The organism is Haloplanus sp. XH21 (assembly GCF_023276355.1).
In the GTDB taxonomy this organism is placed as follows: domain Archaea; phylum Halobacteriota; class Halobacteria; order Halobacteriales; family Haloferacaceae; genus Haloplanus; species Haloplanus halobius.
The window spans coordinates 1-19,639 of the sequence record NZ_JALLPL010000001.1 but is presented as its reverse complement, the minus strand read 5'-3'; the positions used below and the strand labels follow the sequence as shown (position 1 = coordinate 19,639).

Annotated in this window: 22 protein-coding genes; 6 read left to right on the top strand and 16 right to left on the bottom strand. The window is 66.5% G+C overall.

The annotated features are described in order from the left end of the window. The first annotated feature begins 17 nt into the window (after positions 1-17). The 3 genes from mutS to MXB53_RS00095 are packed head-to-tail and all read left to right on the top strand — an operon-like array spanning position 18 to position 3,679. Complete coding sequence (mutS, locus tag MXB53_RS00105; RefSeq protein ID WP_248895186.1) at positions 18-2,684, top strand: DNA mismatch repair protein MutS; 2,667 nt, start codon at positions 18-20, stop codon at positions 2,682-2,684. A gap of 31 nt (positions 2,685-2,715) precedes the next feature. Next, complete coding sequence (locus tag MXB53_RS00100; protein ID WP_248895185.1) at positions 2,716-3,300, top strand: NAD(P)/FAD-dependent oxidoreductase; 585 nt, start codon at positions 2,716-2,718, stop codon at positions 3,298-3,300. A 25-nt stretch (positions 3,301-3,325) separates the two neighbouring features. Next, positions 3,326-3,679 carry a 4a-hydroxytetrahydrobiopterin dehydratase gene (locus tag MXB53_RS00095; protein ID WP_248895184.1) on the top strand — a complete coding sequence of 118 codons (354 nt, stop codon included), beginning with the start codon at positions 3,326-3,328 and terminating at the stop codon, positions 3,677-3,679. Here MXB53_RS00095 and ribB read toward each other — a convergent pair. From ribB to MXB53_RS00080, 4 genes are all read right to left on the bottom strand, one after another. Further along, positions 3,676-4,341 (bottom strand): 3,4-dihydroxy-2-butanone-4-phosphate synthase, encoded by a 666-nt coding sequence (ribB, locus tag MXB53_RS00090; protein WP_248895183.1) that lies wholly within the window; start codon positions 4,339-4,341, stop codon positions 3,676-3,678. The genes MXB53_RS00095 and ribB overlap by 4 nt on opposite strands. Positions 4,342-4,343: 2 nt before the next feature. Further along, positions 4,344-5,054: a CTP-dependent riboflavin kinase gene (locus MXB53_RS00085; RefSeq protein WP_248895182.1), complete on the bottom strand. Its 711-nt coding sequence runs from the start codon at positions 5,052-5,054 to the stop codon at positions 4,344-4,346. A 174-nt stretch (positions 5,055-5,228) separates the two neighbouring features. Next, the gene (locus MXB53_RS15550) at positions 5,229-5,357 is read right to left on the bottom strand and encodes a hypothetical protein (RefSeq protein WP_283102212.1); all 129 of its coding nucleotides are present in this window, start codon (positions 5,355-5,357) and stop codon (positions 5,229-5,231) included. 38 nt (positions 5,358-5,395) lie between these two features. Further along, positions 5,396-6,292: a nucleotide-binding protein gene (locus MXB53_RS00080; protein ID WP_248895181.1), complete on the bottom strand. Its 897-nt coding sequence runs from the start codon at positions 6,290-6,292 to the stop codon at positions 5,396-5,398. A gap of 95 nt (positions 6,293-6,387) precedes the next feature. On the opposite strand from MXB53_RS00080, the gene prf1 reads away from it, so the two are divergent. Both prf1 and MXB53_RS00070 read left to right on the top strand, forming a co-directional pair. After that, positions 6,388-7,632 carry a peptide chain release factor aRF-1 gene (gene prf1, locus MXB53_RS00075; RefSeq protein ID WP_248895180.1) on the top strand — a complete coding sequence of 415 codons (1,245 nt, stop codon included), beginning with the start codon at positions 6,388-6,390 and terminating at the stop codon, positions 7,630-7,632. Between the two features lie 39 nt (positions 7,633-7,671). Then, positions 7,672-8,892 (top strand): glycosyltransferase family 87 protein, encoded by a 1,221-nt coding sequence (locus tag MXB53_RS00070; RefSeq protein WP_248895179.1) that lies wholly within the window; start codon positions 7,672-7,674, stop codon positions 8,890-8,892. A 3-nt stretch (positions 8,893-8,895) separates the two neighbouring features. Here MXB53_RS00070 and MXB53_RS00065 read toward each other — a convergent pair whose 3' ends face one another. From MXB53_RS00065 to MXB53_RS00015, 11 genes are all read right to left on the bottom strand, one after another. Then, positions 8,896-9,282 carry a DUF6276 family protein gene (locus MXB53_RS00065; RefSeq protein ID WP_248895178.1) on the bottom strand — a complete coding sequence of 129 codons (387 nt, stop codon included), beginning with the start codon at positions 9,280-9,282 and terminating at the stop codon, positions 8,896-8,898. After that, positions 9,283-9,960, bottom strand: coding sequence for a V-type ATP synthase subunit D (locus tag MXB53_RS00060; protein WP_248895177.1), 678 nt, complete (start codon positions 9,958-9,960; stop codon positions 9,283-9,285). A 233-nt stretch (positions 9,961-10,193) separates the two neighbouring features. Further along, positions 10,194-11,600 (bottom strand): ATP synthase subunit B, encoded by a 1,407-nt coding sequence (locus MXB53_RS00055; RefSeq protein WP_248895176.1) that lies wholly within the window; start codon positions 11,598-11,600, stop codon positions 10,194-10,196. Between the two features lie 2 nt (positions 11,601-11,602). Beyond that, positions 11,603-13,372: an ATP synthase subunit A gene (locus MXB53_RS00050; RefSeq protein WP_248895175.1), complete on the bottom strand. Its 1,770-nt coding sequence runs from the start codon at positions 13,370-13,372 to the stop codon at positions 11,603-11,605. Position 13,373: 1 nt separating this feature from the next. Beyond that, complete coding sequence (locus tag MXB53_RS00045; RefSeq protein ID WP_248895174.1) at positions 13,374-13,697, bottom strand: V-type ATP synthase subunit F; 324 nt, start codon at positions 13,695-13,697, stop codon at positions 13,374-13,376. Continuing rightward, entirely contained in the window at positions 13,694-14,743 is a 1,050-nt protein-coding gene (locus tag MXB53_RS00040) for a V-type ATP synthase subunit C (RefSeq protein ID WP_248895173.1), read from the bottom strand. Before MXB53_RS00040 ends, MXB53_RS00045 begins: the two co-directional genes overlap by 4 nt. Continuing rightward, positions 14,740-15,321: a V-type ATP synthase subunit E gene (locus MXB53_RS00035; protein WP_248895172.1), complete on the bottom strand. Its 582-nt coding sequence runs from the start codon at positions 15,319-15,321 to the stop codon at positions 14,740-14,742. Before MXB53_RS00035 ends, MXB53_RS00040 begins: the two co-directional genes overlap by 4 nt. A gap of 21 nt (positions 15,322-15,342) precedes the next feature. Further along, positions 15,343-15,603, bottom strand: coding sequence for a F0F1 ATP synthase subunit C (locus MXB53_RS00030; RefSeq protein WP_248895171.1), 261 nt, complete (start codon positions 15,601-15,603; stop codon positions 15,343-15,345). 233 nt (positions 15,604-15,836) lie between these two features. Next, positions 15,837-18,065, bottom strand: coding sequence for a V-type ATP synthase subunit I (locus MXB53_RS00025; RefSeq protein WP_248895170.1), 2,229 nt, complete (start codon positions 18,063-18,065; stop codon positions 15,837-15,839). After that, positions 18,052-18,384, bottom strand: coding sequence for an ATP synthase archaeal subunit H (ahaH, locus tag MXB53_RS00020; protein ID WP_248895169.1), 333 nt, complete (start codon positions 18,382-18,384; stop codon positions 18,052-18,054). The genes MXB53_RS00025 and ahaH overlap by 14 nt, the downstream gene beginning before the upstream one ends. A 75-nt stretch (positions 18,385-18,459) precedes the next feature. Continuing rightward, positions 18,460-18,690 carry a DUF7860 family protein gene (locus MXB53_RS00015; RefSeq protein ID WP_248895168.1) on the bottom strand — a complete coding sequence of 77 codons (231 nt, stop codon included), beginning with the start codon at positions 18,688-18,690 and terminating at the stop codon, positions 18,460-18,462. Between the two features lie 89 nt (positions 18,691-18,779). Between MXB53_RS00015 and MXB53_RS00010 the strand changes: the two genes are divergently transcribed. Continuing rightward, positions 18,780-19,031, top strand: a complete 252-nt coding sequence (locus MXB53_RS00010; RefSeq protein ID WP_248895167.1) for a DUF8151 family protein — start codon at positions 18,780-18,782, stop codon at positions 19,029-19,031. Positions 19,032-19,033: 2 nt separating this feature from the next. On the opposite strand, the gene MXB53_RS00005 is transcribed toward MXB53_RS00010, so the two are convergent. Continuing rightward, a partial coding sequence (locus MXB53_RS00005; protein ID WP_486606371.1) for a DUF8061 domain-containing protein occupies positions 19,034-19,639 on the bottom strand: 606 nt, incomplete at its 5' end.

Sequence of the window (19,639 nt, the reverse complement as noted above, 5' to 3'; positions counted from 1 at the left end):
ACGGCCGGACTCCGGGTATGACCGCCGATGGGATCGTCGAGGAGTTCCTCGCCCTGAAGTCGGAGACGGATGCCGATCTGCTGGCGATGCAGTGCGGCGATTTCTACGAATTCTTCGCAGAGGACGCCGAGTTCGTCGGCGACGAACTCGACCTGAAAGTCTCGGAGAAATCCTCGCACGGGTCGACGTATCCGATGGCCGGGGTACCGGTCGACGACCTGACGCCGTATCTGAAGGCGCTTGTCGAACGCGGCTACCGCGTCGCCGTCGCCGACCAGTACGAAACCGCGGACGGCCACGCCCGCGAAATCACGCGCGTCGTCACGCCGGGGACGCTGCTCGAGACCACCGACCCGACGGCGCAGTTCCTGGCCGCCGTCACCGTCGTCGACGACCGCTACGGCCTGGCCTTCGCCGACGTGACGACCGGCGAGTTCCTCGTGACGACGGCCGATTCGGCCACCGACGCGAGCGCCGAACTCCACCGGTTCGACCCCGTCGAGATACTTCCCGGGCCGACCCTCGATGACGACTTCCGCGACCGGATCCGGGAGCGCACGGATGCGGCGGTGACCGACCACGACGACACTGCCTTCGGCCCCGGCCGGGCCGAGCGCACCCTCCGTGATCAGTTCGGCGACGCCGCCCTCGACAGCGTCGGCCTCGACGACCGGGCAGGTATCGCCGCGGCCGGCGCGGTCCTTGCGTACGTCGAGGAGACGGGTGCGGGCGTCCTCGAAGCTATGACGCGCCTCCAGTCCTACGACGGCGGCGACCACCTGAATCTCGACGCCACCACGCAGCGCAACCTCGAACTCACGGAAACGATGCACGGCGAGCGGGACGGCTCGCTCCTGGCGACGGTCGATCACACCGTCACCAGCGCCGGCCGCCGCCGCCTCCGCGAGTGGTTGCTCCGCCCTCGACGCGACCGGACCGTCATCGACCGACGCCTCGACAGCGTGGCGGCCTTCGCCGACGCCGCCCTCGCCCGCGACCGAGTGCGGGAGATACTCGACGACGCCTACGACCTCGAACGCCTCGCGGCACGAGCGACGAGCGGGAGCGCCGACGCCGACGACCTGATCGCGGTCCGGGAGACGCTCGGCCTGGTGCCGGCGCTGGTCGACGCGGTGACCGACTCTCGACTCGCCGACTCGCCGCTCTCGGCCATCGTCGACCGCCCCGACCGAGAACGGGCGGCCGACTTGCGCGCGGAACTCGACGCCGCCCTCGCCGAGGACCCGCCGGGGACGGTCACGGAGGGCGGCCTCTTTCGCCGCGGCTACGACGACGAACTCGACGGCCTGCTCGACCAGTACGAGGAGGCCCGGGAGTGGCTCGGCGGCCTCGCCGACCGCGAGAAGGAGCGGACGGGAATCACCCACCTGCAGGTCGACCGCAACAAGACCGACGGCTACTACATCCAGGTGGGGAAGTCCGAAACCGACGCCGTTCCGGACGACTACCGCGAGATCAAGACGCTGAAAAACTCCCGCCGGTACACCACCGACGAACTTGACGAACGGGAACGCGAAATCCTGCGACTGGAGGAGGCCCGCGGCGACCTGGAGTACGACCTCTTCCGTGACCTGCGTGACCGCGTGGCGGCCCACGCCGAACTCCTGCAGGACGTGGGGCGGACGCTGGCGACGGTCGACGCGCTGGCGTCGCTTTCGACCCACGCTACGAGCAACGACTGGACGCGGCCGGCCGTCGTCGACCCCGGGCCGCTCGTCGTCGAGGCCGGTCGGCATCCCGTCGTGGAGACGACGACGGACTTCGTGCCCAACGACGTGGAACTGGGCGACGACCGGGGCTTCCTGCTCGTCACCGGCCCCAACATGTCGGGGAAGTCGACGTACATGCGCCAGGCGGCGCTCATCGTCCTGCTGGCGCAGGCGGGGAGTTTCGTCCCCGCGCGGTCGGCGACGGTCGGTATCGTCGACGGTATCTACACCCGCGTCGGCGCCCTCGACGAACTCGCGGGCGGGCGGTCGACGTTCATGGTCGAGATGCAGGAGTTGAGCAACATCCTCCACTCGGCCACCGAGGACTCGCTGGTCGTCCTCGACGAGGTGGGGCGGGGGACGGCGACCTACGACGGCATCTCCATCGCGTGGGCGACGACGGAGTACATCCACAACGAACTCGGCTGTAAGTGTCTGTTCGCTACCCACTACCACGAACTCACGGCGCTGGCCGACCACCTCCCGCGGGTCGAAAACGTCCACGTCGCCGTCGCTGGCGACGACGGTGACGACGGCGACATCACGTTCCTCCGGACCATCGAGGAGGGGCCGACCGACCGGAGTTACGGCGTCCACGTCGCCGACCTGGCCGGCGTTCCCGCGCCCGTCGTCGACCGGTCCCGGGACGTCCTCGACCGACTTCGCGAGGACCGCGCCATCGAGGCGCGCGGGTCCGGTGATGGCGAAACGAAACAGGCCGTCTTCGACCTGCACGACGGCGAGTTCCGGGCGAGTGACGGGGCCGACGCCGACGACACGGACGCCGGGGAGTCGGCCGCCGCCGCGCTCGACCCGGCCGCCGAGTCGGTGCTCGAGGAACTGCAACGCGCGAGCGTCGCCGAGACGTCGCCGGTCGACCTCATGGCGCAGGTTCGGGAGTGGCAGGAGCGCCTCGACGGCGCAGATGCGGAAGAGCATCCGGGGGAGCAGTAGACCTATCCGCCGCCGTGCCGATACGTGAGGTATGACGTCCGTAGCTATCGTCGGCGGCGGTCCCGCCGGACTGAGTGCCGCACTGTTTGCAGCCAAGAACGGTCTCGACGCCACGGTGTTCGACACCGACGAGACGTGGATGCACAAGGCACACCTGTTCAACTACCCCGGCCTCGGCTCCATCGGAGGCAGCGAGTTCATGGGAGTGCTTCGTCAGCAGGTGGACGACTTCGACGTCGACCGCCGGCAGGGCGAGGAAGCGACCGCCGTCGCGGCCGACGGCGACGGGTTCACCGTAACGACCGCGGACGGCGAGCACGAAGCCGACTACCTGGTGCTGGCGACGGGCGCCGACCGGAGCCTCGCCGAGGATCTGGGCTGTGAGATGACCGACGACGGCACCGTGGACGTGAGCGTCGAGATGGAGACGAGCGTCGAGGACGCCTACGCCACGGGGGCGATGGGTCGGGCCGAGGAGTGGCAGGCCGTCATCGCCGCCGGCGACGGCGCGGCCGCCGCGCTCAACATTCTGAGCAAGGAGAAAGGCGAGCATTACCACGACTTCGACGTGCCCGCCGACGCCGCCGACGTGTTCGGCTCGATGGCCGAGGACTAATACGCCGTCGGCCGTAGCGTCGCGTATGTCATCCCTTGCCGACGACCCATGCGAAGCCTGCACCAGCGACGACGAACCGCTCACGAACGGCGAGTACGCGTCGTATCTCGACGACCTCCGCGGCGACGTGTGGTCGGTCGTCGACGATCACCACCTCCACGGCGAGTACGACTTCGACGACTTCCGCGACGCGCTGGAGTTCACCTACGAAATCGGCGAACTCGCCGAGGAGGAGTGGCACCACCCTGACATCGCCCTCGCGTGGGGCGAAGTCGAGGTGGAGATGTGGACGCACAAAATCGACGGCCTCCACAAGACGGACTTCGTGATGGCGGCGCGGATGGACCGCATCTACGCGGGGTACGAACCGGAGGATTAGGAGAGCGCGCGGACGAGCGCTGCGCCCTCGACGAAGGGCAGGTCGCGGCGCTCGGCGTAGGCCCGTGCGTCGGCCGTCGAGAGCGCGCCGCCCGTTTCGTCGTCGAGCATCTCACAGCCAGCGACCGCGGGGGCGACCCCCGCTTCGCGGGCGAGCGCGAGACCGAGTTCCGTGTGCCCGTGACGCTCGTCGAGCAGTCCCGCGGCCGCTCGCAGGAGGTGGACGTGGCCGGGCGTCCGGAACTCGGCGGCGAAGTCGTCGACGCCGTAGGTGTCGTCGTCGCTCACTTCGCCCAGCCGACGGATGGTCAGCGCGCGGTCGTCGTCGGTGACGCCGGTGAAGCCGTCGCGGTGGTTGACCGTCAGCGAGAACGAGGGGTGGGCGTCGTAGCCGAGATCCGTGTGGTCGTTCGCCGGGTGATCGATCGCCTCGTGGAGGAAGGGGAGGTCGAACCGGTCGGCCACCGCGGCGGTCAGGGCGACGAAGATCAGGCCGCCGCCGTCGTTGCGCAGGCGCGTCACGGCCTCGGCTGTCACCGCACCCGCGGGGTAGAGGAGGTCGGTCTCGCCCTCCCGATCGGCGGCGTCGTGGACCAGCACCGGGTCGCCGGCGCGGAAGGCGGCGACGGCCCGGTCCAGCGCCCCCGTCGATTCCCCCTGCATCGTCACCGCGCCTCCAGGTGAACGGTCAACGTGTCGCCGTCCGAAAGGCCGAGTTCCCCTCGGAGTTTCACCGGGGCGATGAGTTCGAGTTGCGTGGCGTCGTGGTGGGTGCGGTCGGGGACGATGATGTGGGCGCCGTCGTAGGACTCGCTGCCCGCCTCCACGCGGGCGGCGTAACACGTCGCCGATCCGAACGTCCGGTCGTCGTCCTCCCAGCCGTCGATGGGCGTCGCGTCGATGTCGGCCGTCTCCAGGGCGCCTCGCTCCCGGACGCTCTCGGCCGTGAGTTCGACGTTGAGCGTGCCGGGGTAGGGCTCGTAGCCCAACCGCTCCCGGAACTGCGACATATACCCCGACAGCGAGATGTAATGTTTTCCTTCCCCCATCCCGCTCGTGACCGTCCCGTCGAGCGAGAGGGTGTCGCCGTCTTCGAACAGGCGTCGATAGCTGGCGTATTCGCGGCGGAGGGCCGCCTCACCGGCCTGCGTGACGCTGACGCGTTGCCCGTCGGCCAGCACCTCTCGGTCGAGCAAGCCGCCGTCTTCCAGTCGTTGGAGGCGTCGTGAGGCCGTCTGGGCCGACGTGTCCAGGCGCTCGGCCAACCCGGAACACGAGAGTTTCGGCCGGCCCGTGAGCCCGCCGTCCAGCGCGATCCGCTTCAGGGCGGCGAGTTCGTCGTGGCCGACGGTCGACGCCGCTACGGTCTCTGCCATACCTATCCCTCGTCGTCCGGGCGTAAAAGCACACCGAATATGAGATACATAACGAAATTGTGATGGGATCCGACCGGTGACGCCAGTGGAGTCTCAGACGAAGTACTGTAAGTCGGTTCCACGACGACCGCCCAGTCGGACAGTCGACGTGGCGAACAGCTACAGCGCTCCGTATCAGACCGGGAGGACGACACTGGCGATCAGCGACCCGCCGATGGCCGACACCGCGAACGCGCCCAGGCCGAGCGCGAGCAGTAGGAACAGCAGTATCCACCAGCGCGGGATCGCGTTCGACTCTGCCATAGTGGATCGTGTCGTGGCTCCTTCAAAGAACTTCCCGTTCAGGGCAGCAGCCAGCGGAGGAAGCCACCGCCCCCGTCTTCGTCGTCACTCTCGGCCTCGGGGTCGCTTTCGCCGTCGGTATCATCCCCGTCGCTGGCTTCTGCCGTGTCGTCAGTGCTCTCGGCCTCGGAATCGGCTTCCGTGGATTCGCCACCTTCTTCGTCGCCTGCGGGTTCGTCACTCTCTGCTGGTTCGAGCGACTCGTCTCCAGTCAGTTCGGCCGCGAGGCGACGGTAGGCCGCCGTCGCCGGTGCGTTGGGGGCGCTGGTGAGCAGCGGTTCGCCCGCCTCGGCGGCGACGCCCACCGACGGGTCCTCCGGGATCGTCCCCCGGACCGGGACGCCGAGTCGGTCGGCGAGGGCGTCCGGATCGACGTCGACCGTCGCTCGCGTCACCACCGCGCCCGCCACCGGCGTCTCGATGCGTTCGGCCACCTCTCGGGTCTTCACCGTATCACCGATCGCCCCCTGTTCGGGGGTCGACACCAGCAGCACCTCGTCGGCGACGCGGAGCGGTTCGACACTGTCGTGGCTCAACCCCGCCGACGTGTCCAGCAGGACGACTGTCGCGTCTATCGATTCGAGCAGGGCCTCCAGATTCGCCGGAGCGGCCGGTCCGAAGTCGTCCAGGTCGTTCGACGCGGGGAGCACCGACAGGCCGGCTGGGCCCTCCCGCATGGCCGCCTCGACCGTCGTCTCGCCCGCGAGGACGTCGTTGACGGTCGGGCCCGCCTCGGGGTCGACACCGAGAGCACCGCTCAGGTTCCCCATCCCGAGATCGGCGTCCACGACGACCGTCTCGTGACCGCCTGCGGCGAGCACGGCGCCGAGATTGGCGACCGTCGTCGTCTTCCCGACGCCGCCTTTCCCGCTAGCGACCGCGTACACCCGTCCCATAAGTCGTCAGAAACGTCCGGGGACGCGCATATAACTTTACCCCTGAGACACCACCAGTCAAAGATTACTTAGCGCCGACGGAACTAGTGGCGCTAATGAGTACCGACACGCAGGACGCCGACGATGACCGTCGGAAGTACGAGTTCCGGAAGGTCATCGAGGATCTGAAGGAGTACGAGGGCTCCGGCACCCAACTCGTTACCATCTACATCCCGCCGGACAAGCAGATCTCTTCCGTCGTCGCCCACGTCACGCAGGAACACTCTGAAGCGAGTAATATCAAGTCCAAGCAGACCCGGACGAACGTTCAGGACGCACTCACCAGCATCAAGGACCGCCTGCGCTACTACGACACCTATCCGCCCGATAACGGCCTGGTGATCTTCAGCGGCGCCGTCGACGCCGGCGGCGGCCAGACCGACATGGTGACGAAGGTCCTGGAGAGCCCGCCCGACCCCATCCAGTCCTTCCGCTACCACTGTGACTCCGATTTCCTCACCGAGCCGCTAGAGGAGATGCTCTCCGATAAGGGCCTGTTCGGCCTCATCGTCCTCGACCGACGCGAGGCCAACGTCGGCTGGCTCAAGGGCAAGCGCGTCGAACCGGTCAAGAGCGCCTCCTCGCTCGTCCCGGGCAAACAGCGCAAAGGTGGCCAGTCCGCCCAGCGATTCGCCCGCCTCCGTCTCGAAGCAATCGACAACTTCTACCAGGAGGTCGCGGAGATGGCCAATGATCTGTTCGTCGCCCAACGCCACGAGCTCGACGGTATCCTCGTCGGTGGCCCCTCGCCCACCAAGGACGAGTTCCTCGACGGCGACTACCTGCACCACGAACTCCAGGACCACGTCGTCGGTAAGTTCGACGTGTCCTACACCGACGAGTCGGGTCTCTACGACCTGGTCGACGCGGCACAGGAGGTCCTCGCCGATCAGGAGATCATGAAGGACAAGGTGCAGATGGAGGAGTTCTTCGAGAATCTGCACTCCGGCGACCTCGCCACCTACGGCTTCGAGCAGACGCGGCGCAACCTCGTCATGGGCTCGGTCGATCGCCTGCTCATCAGCGAGGACCTCCGCGAGGACGTGGTGATCTACGACTGTGACGGCACCGAAGAGTTCGAGGTCGTCGACCGCCGGAGCGACACGCCCGACCACCAGTGTTCCGACGGGAGCGAGGCCGAGGTGAAAGACCGCGAAGACGTCATCGAACACCTGATGGCCATCGCCGAACAGCGCGGCACCGAAACGAAGTTCATCAGCACCGACTTCGAGAAAGGCGAGCAGCTCTACGACGCCTTCGGCGGCGTCGCCGGCATCCTGCGGTACTCCACCGGAATCTAACCGGACACTTTTTCACCCGCCGGCGTGCGATCACCGTCTATGTCCGCCCTCCGCCGACTGGTCGCTCTCCGTGACGACCGCCCCGCGTTCGTCGCCGTTGCCCTCCTCACGTTCGCGGCGCTCGCCACCTACCCCGCCGTCGACTGGTATCTCCGCGCCATCGATGTCGCCCCGCCCTTCCGCTTCTGGGACTGGGGCGTGTACACCAACGCCGTCGACCGCTGGCTCGGCGACGGCGCGATCTACGTCGAGGCCGAGGAGGGCGGCGGCTACCACGGCGGCTATCTCTACCCGCCGATCGTCCTCCTTGCGTTCGCGCCGTTCGCCCGCGCGTTGCCCTTCGCCGACGCCGCGCTCGCGTGGCAGATCTGTACGGTCGTCCTCCTCTGGATCGCTCTCCAGCGCCTCGCGACCGCACTCGGTCTCTCCGTGCACCCCCTCGAACGCCTCGCCTTCCTCCCCGCCGTCGTCGGTTTTCAGCCGCTCCTCCTCTCGGTCAAACTCGGGCAGACTGCGGCTGCGCTCGGGGCGCTGCTCACCTTCGCCGCGTCGACCTCGTTTCGCGGGCGAGCGTACGCCAGCGGCGCGCTCACCGCGTGCTGTGGCCTGATCAAACTCCCCTACGCCCCCGCCGGCGCCCATCTGCTCGCGAACCGGGATCGGTTCGTCGGCGCCGTCGCCGGGGGTGTCACCCTCCTCGCACTCTCGGTGCTCGCCTTCGGCCCCGATCCGCATCTGGCCTATCTCGATGTCCTCGCGTGGGGTATCGAGGAGGGGAGCAACGCCCGGTCGCCCCGAATCTGGCTCCCGCCGTACTACCGCCCCCTGTACAGCGTGCCGTACAGCCTCCCGATCCGGCTGCTCGCGTGTCTCGCGATCATCGGCGCCGTCCTGCGCGCCGCCCCGCGTATCACCCGCGAGATCACCGCGCTCGGCTTCGCCGCGGTGCCCCTGCTCGCGCCGCTGACGTACGCCTACTACTTCGTCGCCGCTCTGCCCGCGGTGGTCCTGCTGGTGGCGGCGGAACTCGACCGCGTCGACGGCCGACCGGCGCTCCCGCTCGTCGGCCTGCTCCTGTTACAGGTCCACTCCTACGGCCTCCGGACGCTCGTCGAGACTGTGCCCGCGTGGATGCCGGCCCTGATCCTCCAGCCCGGTCTCTGGGGGAACCTCCTCCTCGTCGGCCTCGCGTTCGTCCGCGTCGTCGCCGTCGGTGGCCCGCTCTCGCTTCGGGCGCTCCCCTCGGTCGGGGAGCGATAGGCGTCACTCCAGCATCTCGGCCAGTTGCGGCCGCCGGCGGTCGATATCGAAGTGTGGGTCGACATCCGGCTCGTCCGCGAGCCGATCGAGCGTCAAGAGCGCGTCCGTGCCCGCCCGCTCCGCGTACGAACAGCAGTCGTCGATGGCGTCACGCTCCAGGGCGAGCGAGTCGAGGTGGCCGAGCGCAAGCGCGAGCGCCGCCCCTGCCTCCCCCGTCGGAAACGCCGGCGCGACGGCGTCGAGCGACGCGTCGTCGCTGCCGTCGGCTGGGACCGTTCGAAGACAGGTGGTACAGAGCGCGGCGTCCGCCCCCGATTCGGGGGCGTGCGATCGGAGCGCTGCCGGCACGGCAAAAGAGACGGTGCGCCCACCACAGACCGGACACGACATCTAGTCGTCTGCCGTGGCGGTTTCCACTTCCCCTTCGGCCTCTTCTTTCTCCTCTTCTTCCTTCTTGGCCTTGATCTTCTTCAGGCGGAAGATCTCCTCGCGCTCCTGCTCCTCGAGTTTCTGCTCGATGTACTCCTTGTTCTCGTGGAGGTCGGGCAGCAGTTTGAACTCCAGGGCGTTGACTCGGCGCTTGGTGGTCTCGATCTCGCTCAGCATCTTCTTCATCGCCGTCTCCACCTCGGCGGCGAGGATGATGGTTTCGAGGAGTTCCTCGTAGGCGTCGGCCGCCTCGTCGATGCGGGCCGACGAGCCGAGGAGGCCGTAGCCCCGCTGATCGAGGCTCTTTCGCACGCGCGAGGACTCGATCTGGGGGACGACCACGCCCATGATGTTTTTCGACTGGGTCGTGATCTCCGGATGTTCTTTGAGTGCCGCCGCCGCCCCGCGGACGGCCACGTCGCCTTCCATCGCCCGCGCCATGTTGATCTTGCGCTGGGCGGTCTGGTAGTTCTCGTCGAGATCCGCACGGATGTCCTGGGCCTGGTCCAGGATGTCCATGAACTCCATGATGAGCCCGTCTCGCTTCTGTTCGAGCGTGTCGTGCCCCCGCTCGGAGAGTTCGATCCGGTCCTCGATCGCCATGAGGTTCTTGCGAGTGGGTTTGACGTCCTCGGCCATTACCGGACGGTTGTGTACCGAGCCTGTTAACCTTTTACTGTTCGCGCAGGCCGGTCTCGGTGGGTGACGGCTGGAAGGTGCGCAGTGCGGGCGCTAGTCCGTTGACAGCGCGGAAAGAGAGGCGGGATTCCCCCGCGGAAGAGAGTGCGGACATCATAGGAACTATCGGAAGTCAGCAGAGATTCTCGCCGGACCGTCCCGGCGAGAATCTCGGGACAGTTACGATAACCCTATCAGTCCGCGGTGACTTCTTCGGCGACGTCTTCGCGGTAGTACTTCTCGATGAGCTCCTCGTCGATCCGGTTGAGCTCCTCTTTCGGCAGCTGTGAGAGGAGGTCCCAGCCGATGTCGAGGGTCTCGTCGATGTCGCGGTTGGTGTCGAAGCCCTGATCGACGAACTCGGACTCGAAGTCGTCCGCGAAGTCGAGATACTTGTTGTCACGGTCCGACAGCGCCTCGCGACCGACGATGTTCACCAGGTCGCGCAGGTCCTCACCCTCCGCGTACGCGGCGTACATCTGGTCGGAGACGTCGGCGTGGTCCTCGCGGGTGAGGCCTTCGCCGATGCCGTCGTCCATGAGCCGCGAGAGGGAGGGCAGCACGTTGACCGGGGGCTGGACGCCCTGACTGTTGAGGTCGCGGTCGACGTAGATCTGCCCCTCCGTGATGTACCCCGTCAGGTCGGGGATCGGATGCGTGTCGTCGTCGCCGGGCATCGTGAGGATCGGAATCTGCGTGACCGATCCGTCACGGCCCTGGATCCGGCCGGCGCGCTCGTAGAGCTGGGCCAAGTCAGTGTACATGTACCCGGGGTAGCCACGGCGCCCCGGCACCTCTTCGCGGGCGGCACCGATCTCTCGGAGCGCCTCGCAGTAGTTGGTCATGTCCGTCAGGATCACCAGCACGTGGTAATCCTTGTCGAAGGCGAGGTATTCGGCGGTGGTGAGCGCCATCCGCGGCGTGACCGTCCGCTCGACGGCGGGGTCGTCCGCGAGGTTCATGAAGACGACCGAGCGTTCGAGCGCGCCGGTGCGCTCGAAGTCGTCCATGAACTCGTTGGCCTCTTCGGCGGTGATGCCCATCGCCCCGAAGACGACGGCGAACTCGGAGCCGTCGCCGCCCTCTTCCTCTTCGGGCACGCTCGCCTGTCGCGCGATCTGCAGTGCGAGCTCGCTGTGGGGCAGCCCCGAGCCGGAGAAGATGGGGAGCTTCTGCCCCCGAACGAGGGTGTTCATGCCGTCGATGGCGGAGACGCCGGTCTGGATGAACTCCTCGGGGTACTCGCGGGCGTAGGGGTTGATCGCCTCGCCGACGATGTCGCGCCGTTCCTCGGGTTCGATGGCCGGGCCACCGTCGATGGGTTCGCCCGACCCCGACAGCACGCGTCCGAGGAGGTCCTCGGTGAGCTTCATCTTCAGCGTCTCGCCCTGGAAGCGGACGAACGCGTTCTTGTCGATGCCCGAGGTGCCTTCGAACACCTGGATGGCGACTAGGCCGTCCTCGGATTCGAGCACCTGCCCACGGCGGATTTCGCCGTCGGCGGTCTCGATTTCGACCATCTCGTCGTAGCCGATGGGTTTGTCGACCTCGGCGAACACCAGCGGGCCGCTGATCTCGGTGATGGTTTTGTACTCTTTCATGATCAGTACAGCTCCCGGAGCTGTGCCGTGATGTCGTCTTTCAATTCGTCCATGTACTCCTCGTACTCCTCCTGCACGCCGATGCGGTTGATGCGCGGCAGGGCGTCGATGTCCGTGATCTCCTCGACCGGGACACCGGCCTCGAGCGCGTCGAACGCCTCGTCGTTGAACGTCTTGATCGTCGTGAGGATGAGGTACGTCTTGTCCGGTTCACAGTAGGTGTCGACGTCGTGGAACGCGTTCTGCTGGAGCCACGCCTCGCGGATGTACCGCGCGACCTCGAGGGTCAACTGCTGGTCCTCCGGCAGCGCGTCCTTGCCGACGAGCTGGACGATCTCTTGGAGTTCGCCCTCCTCGTCGAGCACGTCGATCGCCCACTGGCGAACCTCGGGCCAGTCCTCCGCGACGTTGTCCTCGAACCACGGGTCGAGCTGCTCGCGATAGAGCGAGTACGACTCGTTCCAGTTGATCGAGGGGAAGTGTCGGCGCTCGGCCAGGTCGGCGTCGAGCGCCCAGAAGGTCTTCACGATACGGAGGGTGTTCTGCGTCACCGGCTCGGAGAAGTCGCCGCCGGGCGGGCTGACCGCGCCGACGACCGAAATCGACCCTTCCGTGCCGTTGATGTTGTCGAAGTAGCCCGCGCGCTCGTAGAACTGGGAGAGCCGCGCCGCGAGGTAGGCCGGGTAGCCCTCCTCGCCGGGCATCTCCTCGAGTCGCGAACTGATCTCGCGCATGGCCTCGGCCCACCGCGAGGTGGAGTCGGCCATCAGCGCCACGTCGTACCCCATGTCGCGGTAGTACTCCGCGATGGTGATGCCCGTATAGACGCAGGATTCACGCGCCGCGACGGGCATGTTCGACGTGTTGGCGATGAGCGTCGTCCGGGCCATCAGCGGGTTCCCCGTCTGCGGGTCGGGCAGTTCCGGGAAGTCCTCGATGACCTCGGTCATCTCGTTGCCGCGCTCGCCACAGCCGATGTAGACGACGATGTCCGCGTCGGACCACTTGGCGAGCTGTTGCTGGGTGACGGTCTTCCCGGACCCGAACGGCCCCGGAATCGCGGCCGTCCCGCCTTTCGCGATGGGGAACAAGCCGTCCTGCACCCGCTGCCCGGTCAGGAGCGGTTCCGTCGGCGTCTGCTTCTCGCCGGCGGGGCGCGCCTCGCGCACCGGCCACTCCTGGCGCATGCGGATCTCTTCGCCGTTGTCGAGTTCGGCCACCGTCTCCTCGACGGTGAACTCGCCGGACTCGATAGCGACGACTTCGGCGGTTTCGCCCTCGTCGAGGGCGCCCGGCGGGACGAGCACTTTGTGCTCGATGGTCACCGTCTCGGGGACGGTTCCGATGATCCCCCCGCGACCGACTTCGTCGCCCTCTTCGACCTCGGGAGTGAACTCCCACTCCTTCTCGAGGTCGATTCCCGGGGCGTCGACCCCGCGGTCGAGGAAGGCGCTGTCCATCTTCTCTTGGAGCACGTCGAGCGGGCGCTGGACGCCGTCGTAGATGGTGTCCAGTAGTCCCGGTCCGAGGTCGACCGTTAACGGGTCGCCCGTGTTCTCGACCGGTTCGCCGGGCGCGACGCCCGACGTCTCTTCGTACACCTGAATGGTCGTGATGTCGCCTTCGATCTCGATGACTTCGCCCATCAGCCCTTCGTCGCCCACGTAGACGACGTCGTTCATTCGGGCGTCGAGATCGACGGCGGTCACGACCGGACCACTCACGCTGTCGATGATGCCGTCCTCTCGGACGGTCGTGTCTGCCTGACTCATGTTAGTCTTCCTCCATCAGGTCGATACCGATGGCTCGCTTGATCTGCTCTCGCAGGCCGCCACTGCCGGCACCGCCACCGAGGGTGACGAGCACCGGTTCGATGCTGCCCTCGACGGCCTCCCGGGCCTCCCGGGAGAGATGCGACATGTCGTCGTCGTGCATCACGACGATGCCGACATTGTCGTCGTCGAGCGTCCGCATGACGGCGTCGTCGAGGTCCTCGTCTTTTTCGTCGTCCGGTACGTTCTCGAACTTTCGCACGCCAGCGAGTCGAAAGCCCGTCGTGAAATCCGGGCTCCCGATGACGGCGATTTCCTGGCTCATAGGATCACCAGTTCGCTTTCGATCTCCGCTTCGCTCAGCCCCGCCTCGCGTCCCCGAGCGATGGCACGGATGTTGTCGACCTCGCGCTCCTTGGCGAGGACATAGGAGATGACCGGCGCCACCGACAACGGGTGGACGACGCCGAGTCGCTCCGAATACTCGAGCAGCGCGGCGTCGAGCGCCCGTTCGAACGCGATGAGGCTCTCGGCCTGTTCGAACTCGTCGAGCGCGCTGTCGAGTTTGTCGCCGTAGCGACTGTCGCGGATCGTCGCGACGAGTTCGTCGAGGTTCGACGCCAGCGCGTTCAGTTCACTCGCCGTGAACAGCGTGCCGCCCTCGATGTAATACTCCGAGGGGTCGACGTCGGCGCCGCTCCGGGCCAGACGGAGCGCGTTCCGGGCGTTCCGGAAGTCGATCTCCGCCTGCAGGAACTCGTGGTAGGTTTCGGTTGCCTCGTTGACGACCAGGTCTTCGAGCAACTGCTCGTAGAAGACCCGATCGATCGCGTTCTCCAGCGGCACGAGCACGCCGCCCTCCTCGAACGCTTCGAGCGCATCACGGAGCGGATCGGCGAACATCGTCCCGTCGAGCAGGTCGATGGCCTCCTCCATCGTGTCGGCGTCGAGCAGCCGGTCGAGCAACCGATCGGAGAGCTCGCCGGCTCGGATGAGATCCGTTTCGACGTCGTCGCGCTGGGCGTCGGAGTAGATCCCACGCAGGATCGTCTTGACGTTCCACGCGTCGAACTTCCGGAGGTAGCGCGCGATCAGATCGTAGAGCCGACCGTCGGCCCAGTCCAGCAGGTCGTTGAAGTGTTTCGCGAGGTTCCGGTTGAGCGCGTACTCGATGAGGTCGACCCCCGAGTATCGCGCGCCGAGCGCGTTGATCTCGCGCTCGTACTCCGACTCTTCCATGAACCGAGCGATCTCCGACGGCCCCATGCGGATCAGTTTCCGGTAGTCGTCGTCGCTGAACAGGGCCGCGCGGCGCGACCGAACGCGAGCCGTGACGTACTCCGGGTTCGAACTGCCGGGGCTTGCGCTCATTGCTCGAACAGTCGGTTACTCAGTTCTTTCAAGTTGTTCTCCCAGACCGTCTCGAGAAGCGAGTCGAAGGTGTTGTTCACGCGAACGCGAGACTCCTCGCTCTCGACGACGACGCCGCCCAGGCAGTCGTACTCCCCGGCGACGCTGAAGCCGTCGTACTCCTCGAGCAGGTCTTCGAGCAGCTCCTGGTCGTCGGCCCGTCCGTGGACCGAGACCGATTCGCCCTCGTCGAACTCCTCGGCGGCGGCGTCGAGCAGCGCCTTCGTCAGCGAGCGACGACGCTCACCGTCGATCTCCGTCAGCGCGGTCTCGACTTCCTCTCGCACGTTCTCGAGTGCGTCGCGTCGGGCTTCCAGACGGGCCTGCTTGGCCTCGAGTTTCGCGCTCGAGATCGTCTGCTCGCGCCGCTGTTCGATTTCGCGCTCGACCTCGGCCTCACGCTCCTCGCGGATCTCTTCCGCGTCGGCCTCGGCGTCCTCGATTATCTCGGCGGCGCGCTTCTCGCCCTCTTCGCGGATTTCCTCCGCACGCGCGCGGGCCTCGTCTCGAATGTCCTCGGCGACTGTTTCTAAACTCATGATGAGAGGGGAAGGAGGTGTTCAGACCAGGAACACGACGACCAGGGCGAGGATCACCAGGGTCTCCGGCAGGACGGTGAAAATCAGGCCCTGCACGAAGAGGTCCTCGTCCTCGGTGACGGCGCCGACGGCGGCCGCACCGATCCCGCGCTCGGCGTAGCCCGCGCCGAGCGCTGCGAGCCCGACGGCGAGTGCCGCGGCGGCCGAGGCCGGAATGGCCGGTGCGGCTGCCCCTTCTCCCTGCAGTACAACGGATGCCAGCTGCATTGCAATTTCGTACATTGTGTGTAGTGGTGTGGAGTCCGTTTATGTCTCCGAACAATGCGTAGTTGCCTCTACGACCATCATAAACCTTCCCAAAAAGAGTCGTGAGAATTGCCGAATCGCCACGATAGCGGCGGCTCACCGGGATGGACTGTGAACGCTGAGACGGATCGCTGGAACTGTTTTTCGGCGGTCACCCGGGGCGCGACCGCCGGAACTGACGTACAACGGTCCGTAACCGCTGCGGCGGGTTACTCGTCGGTGGTGTACGTCCGTTCGTAGCCGAACGGTTCGTACGCCTTCCCGCCGCCGCCGTAGAACTTGCCGAAGAACTCGACGTACTCGAGACGCACCGCCTGCAGACCGGCGCTCGTCACGCCGAGCGCGAGGACGAGCGCGTGGCCGAGCACGAGCACGAGGAGGCCGACGATCAGCATCGCCGGGCCGAAGTGAACCAGCCCGCCGAACATGATCTCTGTCACCTCGTAACCGTGGTACATCGTCCCCACTTCGGGCATGTGGCCGAGACCGAAGTGATAGGCCGCGTCCGAGCCGTCGCCGGTGACGTACACGCCGAAGAAGAGCAGGTTGACCGTGAAGGCCATCCCTGCCTTCGCGAGCAGGACCGCTGCGATCCGGGTGTACGACAGCGCGTTCACCAGCACGTTCAGGAACTCGATGGCTTCGACCGGTTCGCCGACGACCAGCAGGAGCAGGCCGACGGCGAACGCGGCGATGCCGAGCAGTCCGAGGGCTTCGGGGAACCCGTTGAAGCCGAGCGCGTAGGTGGCGTGGATCGCCTCGCCCGCCTCCGGCGCGGCTCCCGTGCCGTCGAAGATGGTGAACAGGAACTCGGGGGTGACGCTGACGACGTCCGGCGAGAGGATGCCGACCCACAGGCCGTTGAGCATGAGGAGCCAGGAGCCGCTCTCCGTGACCGCGTGCTTGAGGTCGTGGTGTTCTAGGTTCTCGACGAAGTCGAAGATGTAGCCGACGTTGAGATGCAGGATGCCGACCAGGATGCTCACGACGAGCCACGTCAGGGCGTAGGACTGCCCCGACGGCGAGAGGCCCTTCTCCATCGGCGCGTGCGCGAGGCCGACAAGGCCTTCCCAGAGATACGTCGAGATGAGGTGGAGCCCGAATATCTCGCCGTAGAGGATGCCAAAGAGCATCGTGAACAGGCCGGCGAAGATGGTGACCCCGCCCATACTCTTGAACGCCTCACTGTCGAAGTTGGTGTAGAGGAAGTAGCCGATGAGGGTGTAGAGCGCGCCGTAGCCCAGGTCACCGATCATGAACCCGAAGAAGGCCGGGAAGGTGAGGAAGACGACGACCGTCGGGTCGAACTCGTCGTACTTGGGCCGGCTCACGGCCTCGGTGAGCACTTCGAACGGTTTGACGAGGCCGGGGTTGTCCTGGACGACGGGCGGGGAGTCATCGCGCATGACGACGTTGTCGCCGCCGTCGGCCCGCACCGCCTCGTCGCCGCCGTCTGCCGCCGTCGCCTCGGCGGGCACCTCCTCTCGGTGTTCGGTGCCGTCGGACTTGAACGACGCCTGCTCGAGCTCTTCGACCTCGGCGTGGTCGCCGACGGCGTCCGTGACGGTCTCGGCGAGCGTCGAATACTTCTCGGTCGGAATCCAGCCTTCCGCGACGAACGCGTTCGCCGTCGTCGCGAAGGAAAGCGGTGCTTCGCGCTTCTGGACGTCGATAGAGAGCTTCTCCTCGGCGGCCAGCAGGAAGCCCGCGGCGTCGAGTTTCGTCGCTTCGAGTTCGTCCTCGACGCTCTGGAGTTCCGCTTCGAGTTGCTGTTTGCGCTGTTCGAGTTCCGCGACGTACTCTTCGGGCGAGCCCTCGGCGTCGGGCACCTCGAGGGCCGCGAAGTCGACACCGACCAGCGCGTCGCCGAGCGGGTCGTCGGCGCCCTCCGCCGGCCGCGCGAACACGGCGACCACGTCGTCCTCAGCGAGCACCTCGAACGCGTCGATACCGTCGGCGTCCGCGACCGCGCGTTCGACGGCGTCGGCCTTGCCCTCGCCGACCGTCACGTCGAGCGTGTCGTACCCCGACAGGAGGTCGAGGTCGATGCCGAGCGTCGCGAACGGTTCGACGGGCGAAATCTTCTCTTCGACGGTCCCGAGTTCGCTCCGGATCTCGTCGTGCTGGTCTTCGAGGTCGTTGACCTGCGTGCGGATCTCCTCGAGTTCCTCCTCGAGGGCCTCGTCCGTGACGATCCGCGTCGGACCGGCGTCCTCCCCTTCGACGTCGAGGATGCTCTCGATGGAGCGGACGGTCACGAGCTTCTCGGAGGCGTCTTCGGCGCCGTCGATCGGGTTACCCGGTTCGAACCCTTCCCAGGACCCGTCGTACTCGGTGACGTGCAGGAGGTTGCAGTCGTGGACCGCCTCGATGACGTCGTCCATGACTGACTTCGATCCCGTCACCGACACTTTGCTCATCCGTTCAGGTCTGAGCATGCACCGCCTCCTCGAACTGATCGATGGCGTATTCGACGGCCTCGTCCATCTGGGCCTCGGCCTGGGCGATGAGTTCCTCGCGGGACGCCTGCCCCTCCTCGCGGATCTCGGTCGCCCGGGCCTCGATCTCGGATTCGGCCTCGTCGAGACGCTGCTCGGCCATCTCGTCGGCTTCGGTCTCTGCTTCGGCGCGGATTTCGTCGGCCCGTTCCCGCGCCTCGGCGATCCGTTCCTCCCGGTCGGCCTTGGCTTCCTCGACGATCTCTTCGGCCTCTTCCTCGGCCGCTTTGATCCGTTCGAGAACCTCTGGTCTCGGCATACTACTGATCGGTCGAAAGTTGCGTAATGGGCATATAAGGTGTTTGCGGAACGGTTCCGCGACGAACGCTCGGTGTTATTCCGTCAGCGGGAGCAACACGCCGAACACGAGCGGCGTGACAAGAAACAGCAACACGCCGATGAGCTCCGCGTTGAACAGGAGCGCGGCTTCCCAGGCCGGGAGTTGCAGCCCCGCGGCGTGGACCGTGAGCTCTCCGAGGGCACCGACGGCGAACAGACCCAGGCCGAGCAGCGTTCCTCGTTTCGTCCAATTCGAGTAGTCGATGTCGCCGTATCGTCCCGTCATGAATACAGCTCTGTCCGGCGGGACGCGCCAAGAGAATTCCGCTTCGCTCGACCGAAAGAGCCACAACGCGAAGCGACCTCCGGCCGACCATGACCTCGGAACTGCTCGCACTCCTGCCCGAACTCTTCGAACTCCTCGCGTTCGGTGTCGGGAGCCTCGGCCTCTCCGTCGCCGGCCTCTACATCGAACGGTTCGCGATCGCCGTGTTCGAAAGCGGCAACGCCAAACTCGGGGCGTGGATCGCCCTGCTGGGCGCGATGGCGTTTTACTTCGCCTACCTCATGGCGACCGACAAGTTCCGTCCGAAACTGGCGTCTCTCCGGCGGCGTCACGCCGAATAAACCTACGCCAGCGGCGTCCGCTCGACAACGGTGCCGTCGACGGTGGGGTACTGCTCGACGATTTCGCCCTCCGGCACGTCGCCCTCGTCGACCATCTCCTCGAGGAGCCACCACGCGAGTTCCACGTGGTCGGATTTGACGGTGTAATACTCCTCGGGGATACCGAGGTTGCGCAGGCGCTCCTCGGTCACCCACGTCTTGCCGTAGACGAGGGTGCCGTCGTCGGTCACCTCGTCGAACTCCCGCTGGATCTTCCGGGCCATCCGCTTCAGCCGCCGCCGGTGCTGGGCCGCGTCCTTGAAGACGGAGGTACAGAAGTAGACCTTGTCGTGGTCGCCCATCACGTCCAGGATCTCCTCGGTGGGCGATTCGACGGCGCTCATGTGGTCCTCCTTGAGTTCGAACCCGCGCTCCTGCATCCGGCGGTAGTTCCCGTCGGACATCTCGAACTCGTTGATGTTACAGAAGTCGGCCGCGCCCTCGTCCAAGAACTCCATGAACTCGGGTTCCGCGCGGATGCCGGGGATCTCGAACGCCGGCGTGAGTCCTTCTTCGCGCGCGACGTACAGAATATCCTCCCACTCCGTGCCGTGGAGGTCGCCCCACTG

Excerpts from the sequence above, each read along its gene's own strand:
- prf1 (WP_248895180.1), top strand. The coding sequence starts at position 6,388 with ATGAGTACCGACACGCAGGACGCCGACGATGACCGTCGGAAGTACGAG.
- MXB53_RS00045 (WP_248895174.1), bottom strand. The coding sequence starts at position 13,697 with ATGAGCCAGGAAATCGCCGTCATCGGGAGCCCGGATTTCACGACGGGC.
- ribB (WP_248895183.1), bottom strand. The coding sequence starts at position 4,341 with ATGCAGGGGGAATCGACGGGGGCGCTGGACCGGGCCGTCGCCGCCTTC.
- MXB53_RS00040 (WP_248895173.1), bottom strand. The coding sequence starts at position 14,743 with ATGAGCGCAAGCCCCGGCAGTTCGAACCCGGAGTACGTCACGGCTCGC.
- ahaH (WP_248895169.1), bottom strand. The coding sequence starts at position 18,384 with ATGCCGAGACCAGAGGTTCTCGAACGGATCAAAGCGGCCGAGGAAGAG.
- MXB53_RS00095 (WP_248895184.1), top strand. The coding sequence starts at position 3,326 with ATGTCATCCCTTGCCGACGACCCATGCGAAGCCTGCACCAGCGACGAC.
- MXB53_RS00080 (WP_248895181.1), bottom strand. The coding sequence starts at position 6,292 with ATGGGACGGGTGTACGCGGTCGCTAGCGGGAAAGGCGGCGTCGGGAAG.
- MXB53_RS00010 (WP_248895167.1), top strand. The coding sequence starts at position 18,780 with ATGACCTCGGAACTGCTCGCACTCCTGCCCGAACTCTTCGAACTCCTC.
- MXB53_RS00060 (WP_248895177.1), bottom strand. The coding sequence starts at position 9,960 with ATGGCCGAGGACGTCAAACCCACTCGCAAGAACCTCATGGCGATCGAG.
- MXB53_RS00070 (WP_248895179.1), top strand. The coding sequence starts at position 7,672 with ATGTCCGCCCTCCGCCGACTGGTCGCTCTCCGTGACGACCGCCCCGCG.
- MXB53_RS00065 (WP_248895178.1), bottom strand. The coding sequence starts at position 9,282 with ATGTCGTGTCCGGTCTGTGGTGGGCGCACCGTCTCTTTTGCCGTGCCG.
- MXB53_RS00055 (WP_248895176.1), bottom strand. The coding sequence starts at position 11,600 with ATGAAAGAGTACAAAACCATCACCGAGATCAGCGGCCCGCTGGTGTTC.
- MXB53_RS00025 (WP_248895170.1), bottom strand. The coding sequence starts at position 18,065 with ATGCTCAGACCTGAACGGATGAGCAAAGTGTCGGTGACGGGATCGAAG.
- MXB53_RS00085 (WP_248895182.1), bottom strand. The coding sequence starts at position 5,054 with ATGGCAGAGACCGTAGCGGCGTCGACCGTCGGCCACGACGAACTCGCC.
- MXB53_RS00050 (WP_248895175.1), bottom strand. The coding sequence starts at position 13,372 with ATGAGTCAGGCAGACACGACCGTCCGAGAGGACGGCATCATCGACAGC.
- MXB53_RS00035 (WP_248895172.1), bottom strand. The coding sequence starts at position 15,321 with ATGAGTTTAGAAACAGTCGCCGAGGACATTCGAGACGAGGCCCGCGCG.
- MXB53_RS00030 (WP_248895171.1), bottom strand. The coding sequence starts at position 15,603 with ATGTACGAAATTGCAATGCAGCTGGCATCCGTTGTACTGCAGGGAGAA.
- MXB53_RS15550 (WP_283102212.1), bottom strand. The coding sequence starts at position 5,357 with ATGGCAGAGTCGAACGCGATCCCGCGCTGGTGGATACTGCTGTTCCTA.
- MXB53_RS00100 (WP_248895185.1), top strand. The coding sequence starts at position 2,716 with ATGACGTCCGTAGCTATCGTCGGCGGCGGTCCCGCCGGACTGAGTGCC.
- mutS (WP_248895186.1), top strand. The coding sequence starts at position 18 with ATGACCGCCGATGGGATCGTCGAGGAGTTCCTCGCCCTGAAGTCGGAG.
- MXB53_RS00015 (WP_248895168.1), bottom strand. The coding sequence starts at position 18,690 with ATGACGGGACGATACGGCGACATCGACTACTCGAATTGGACGAAACGA.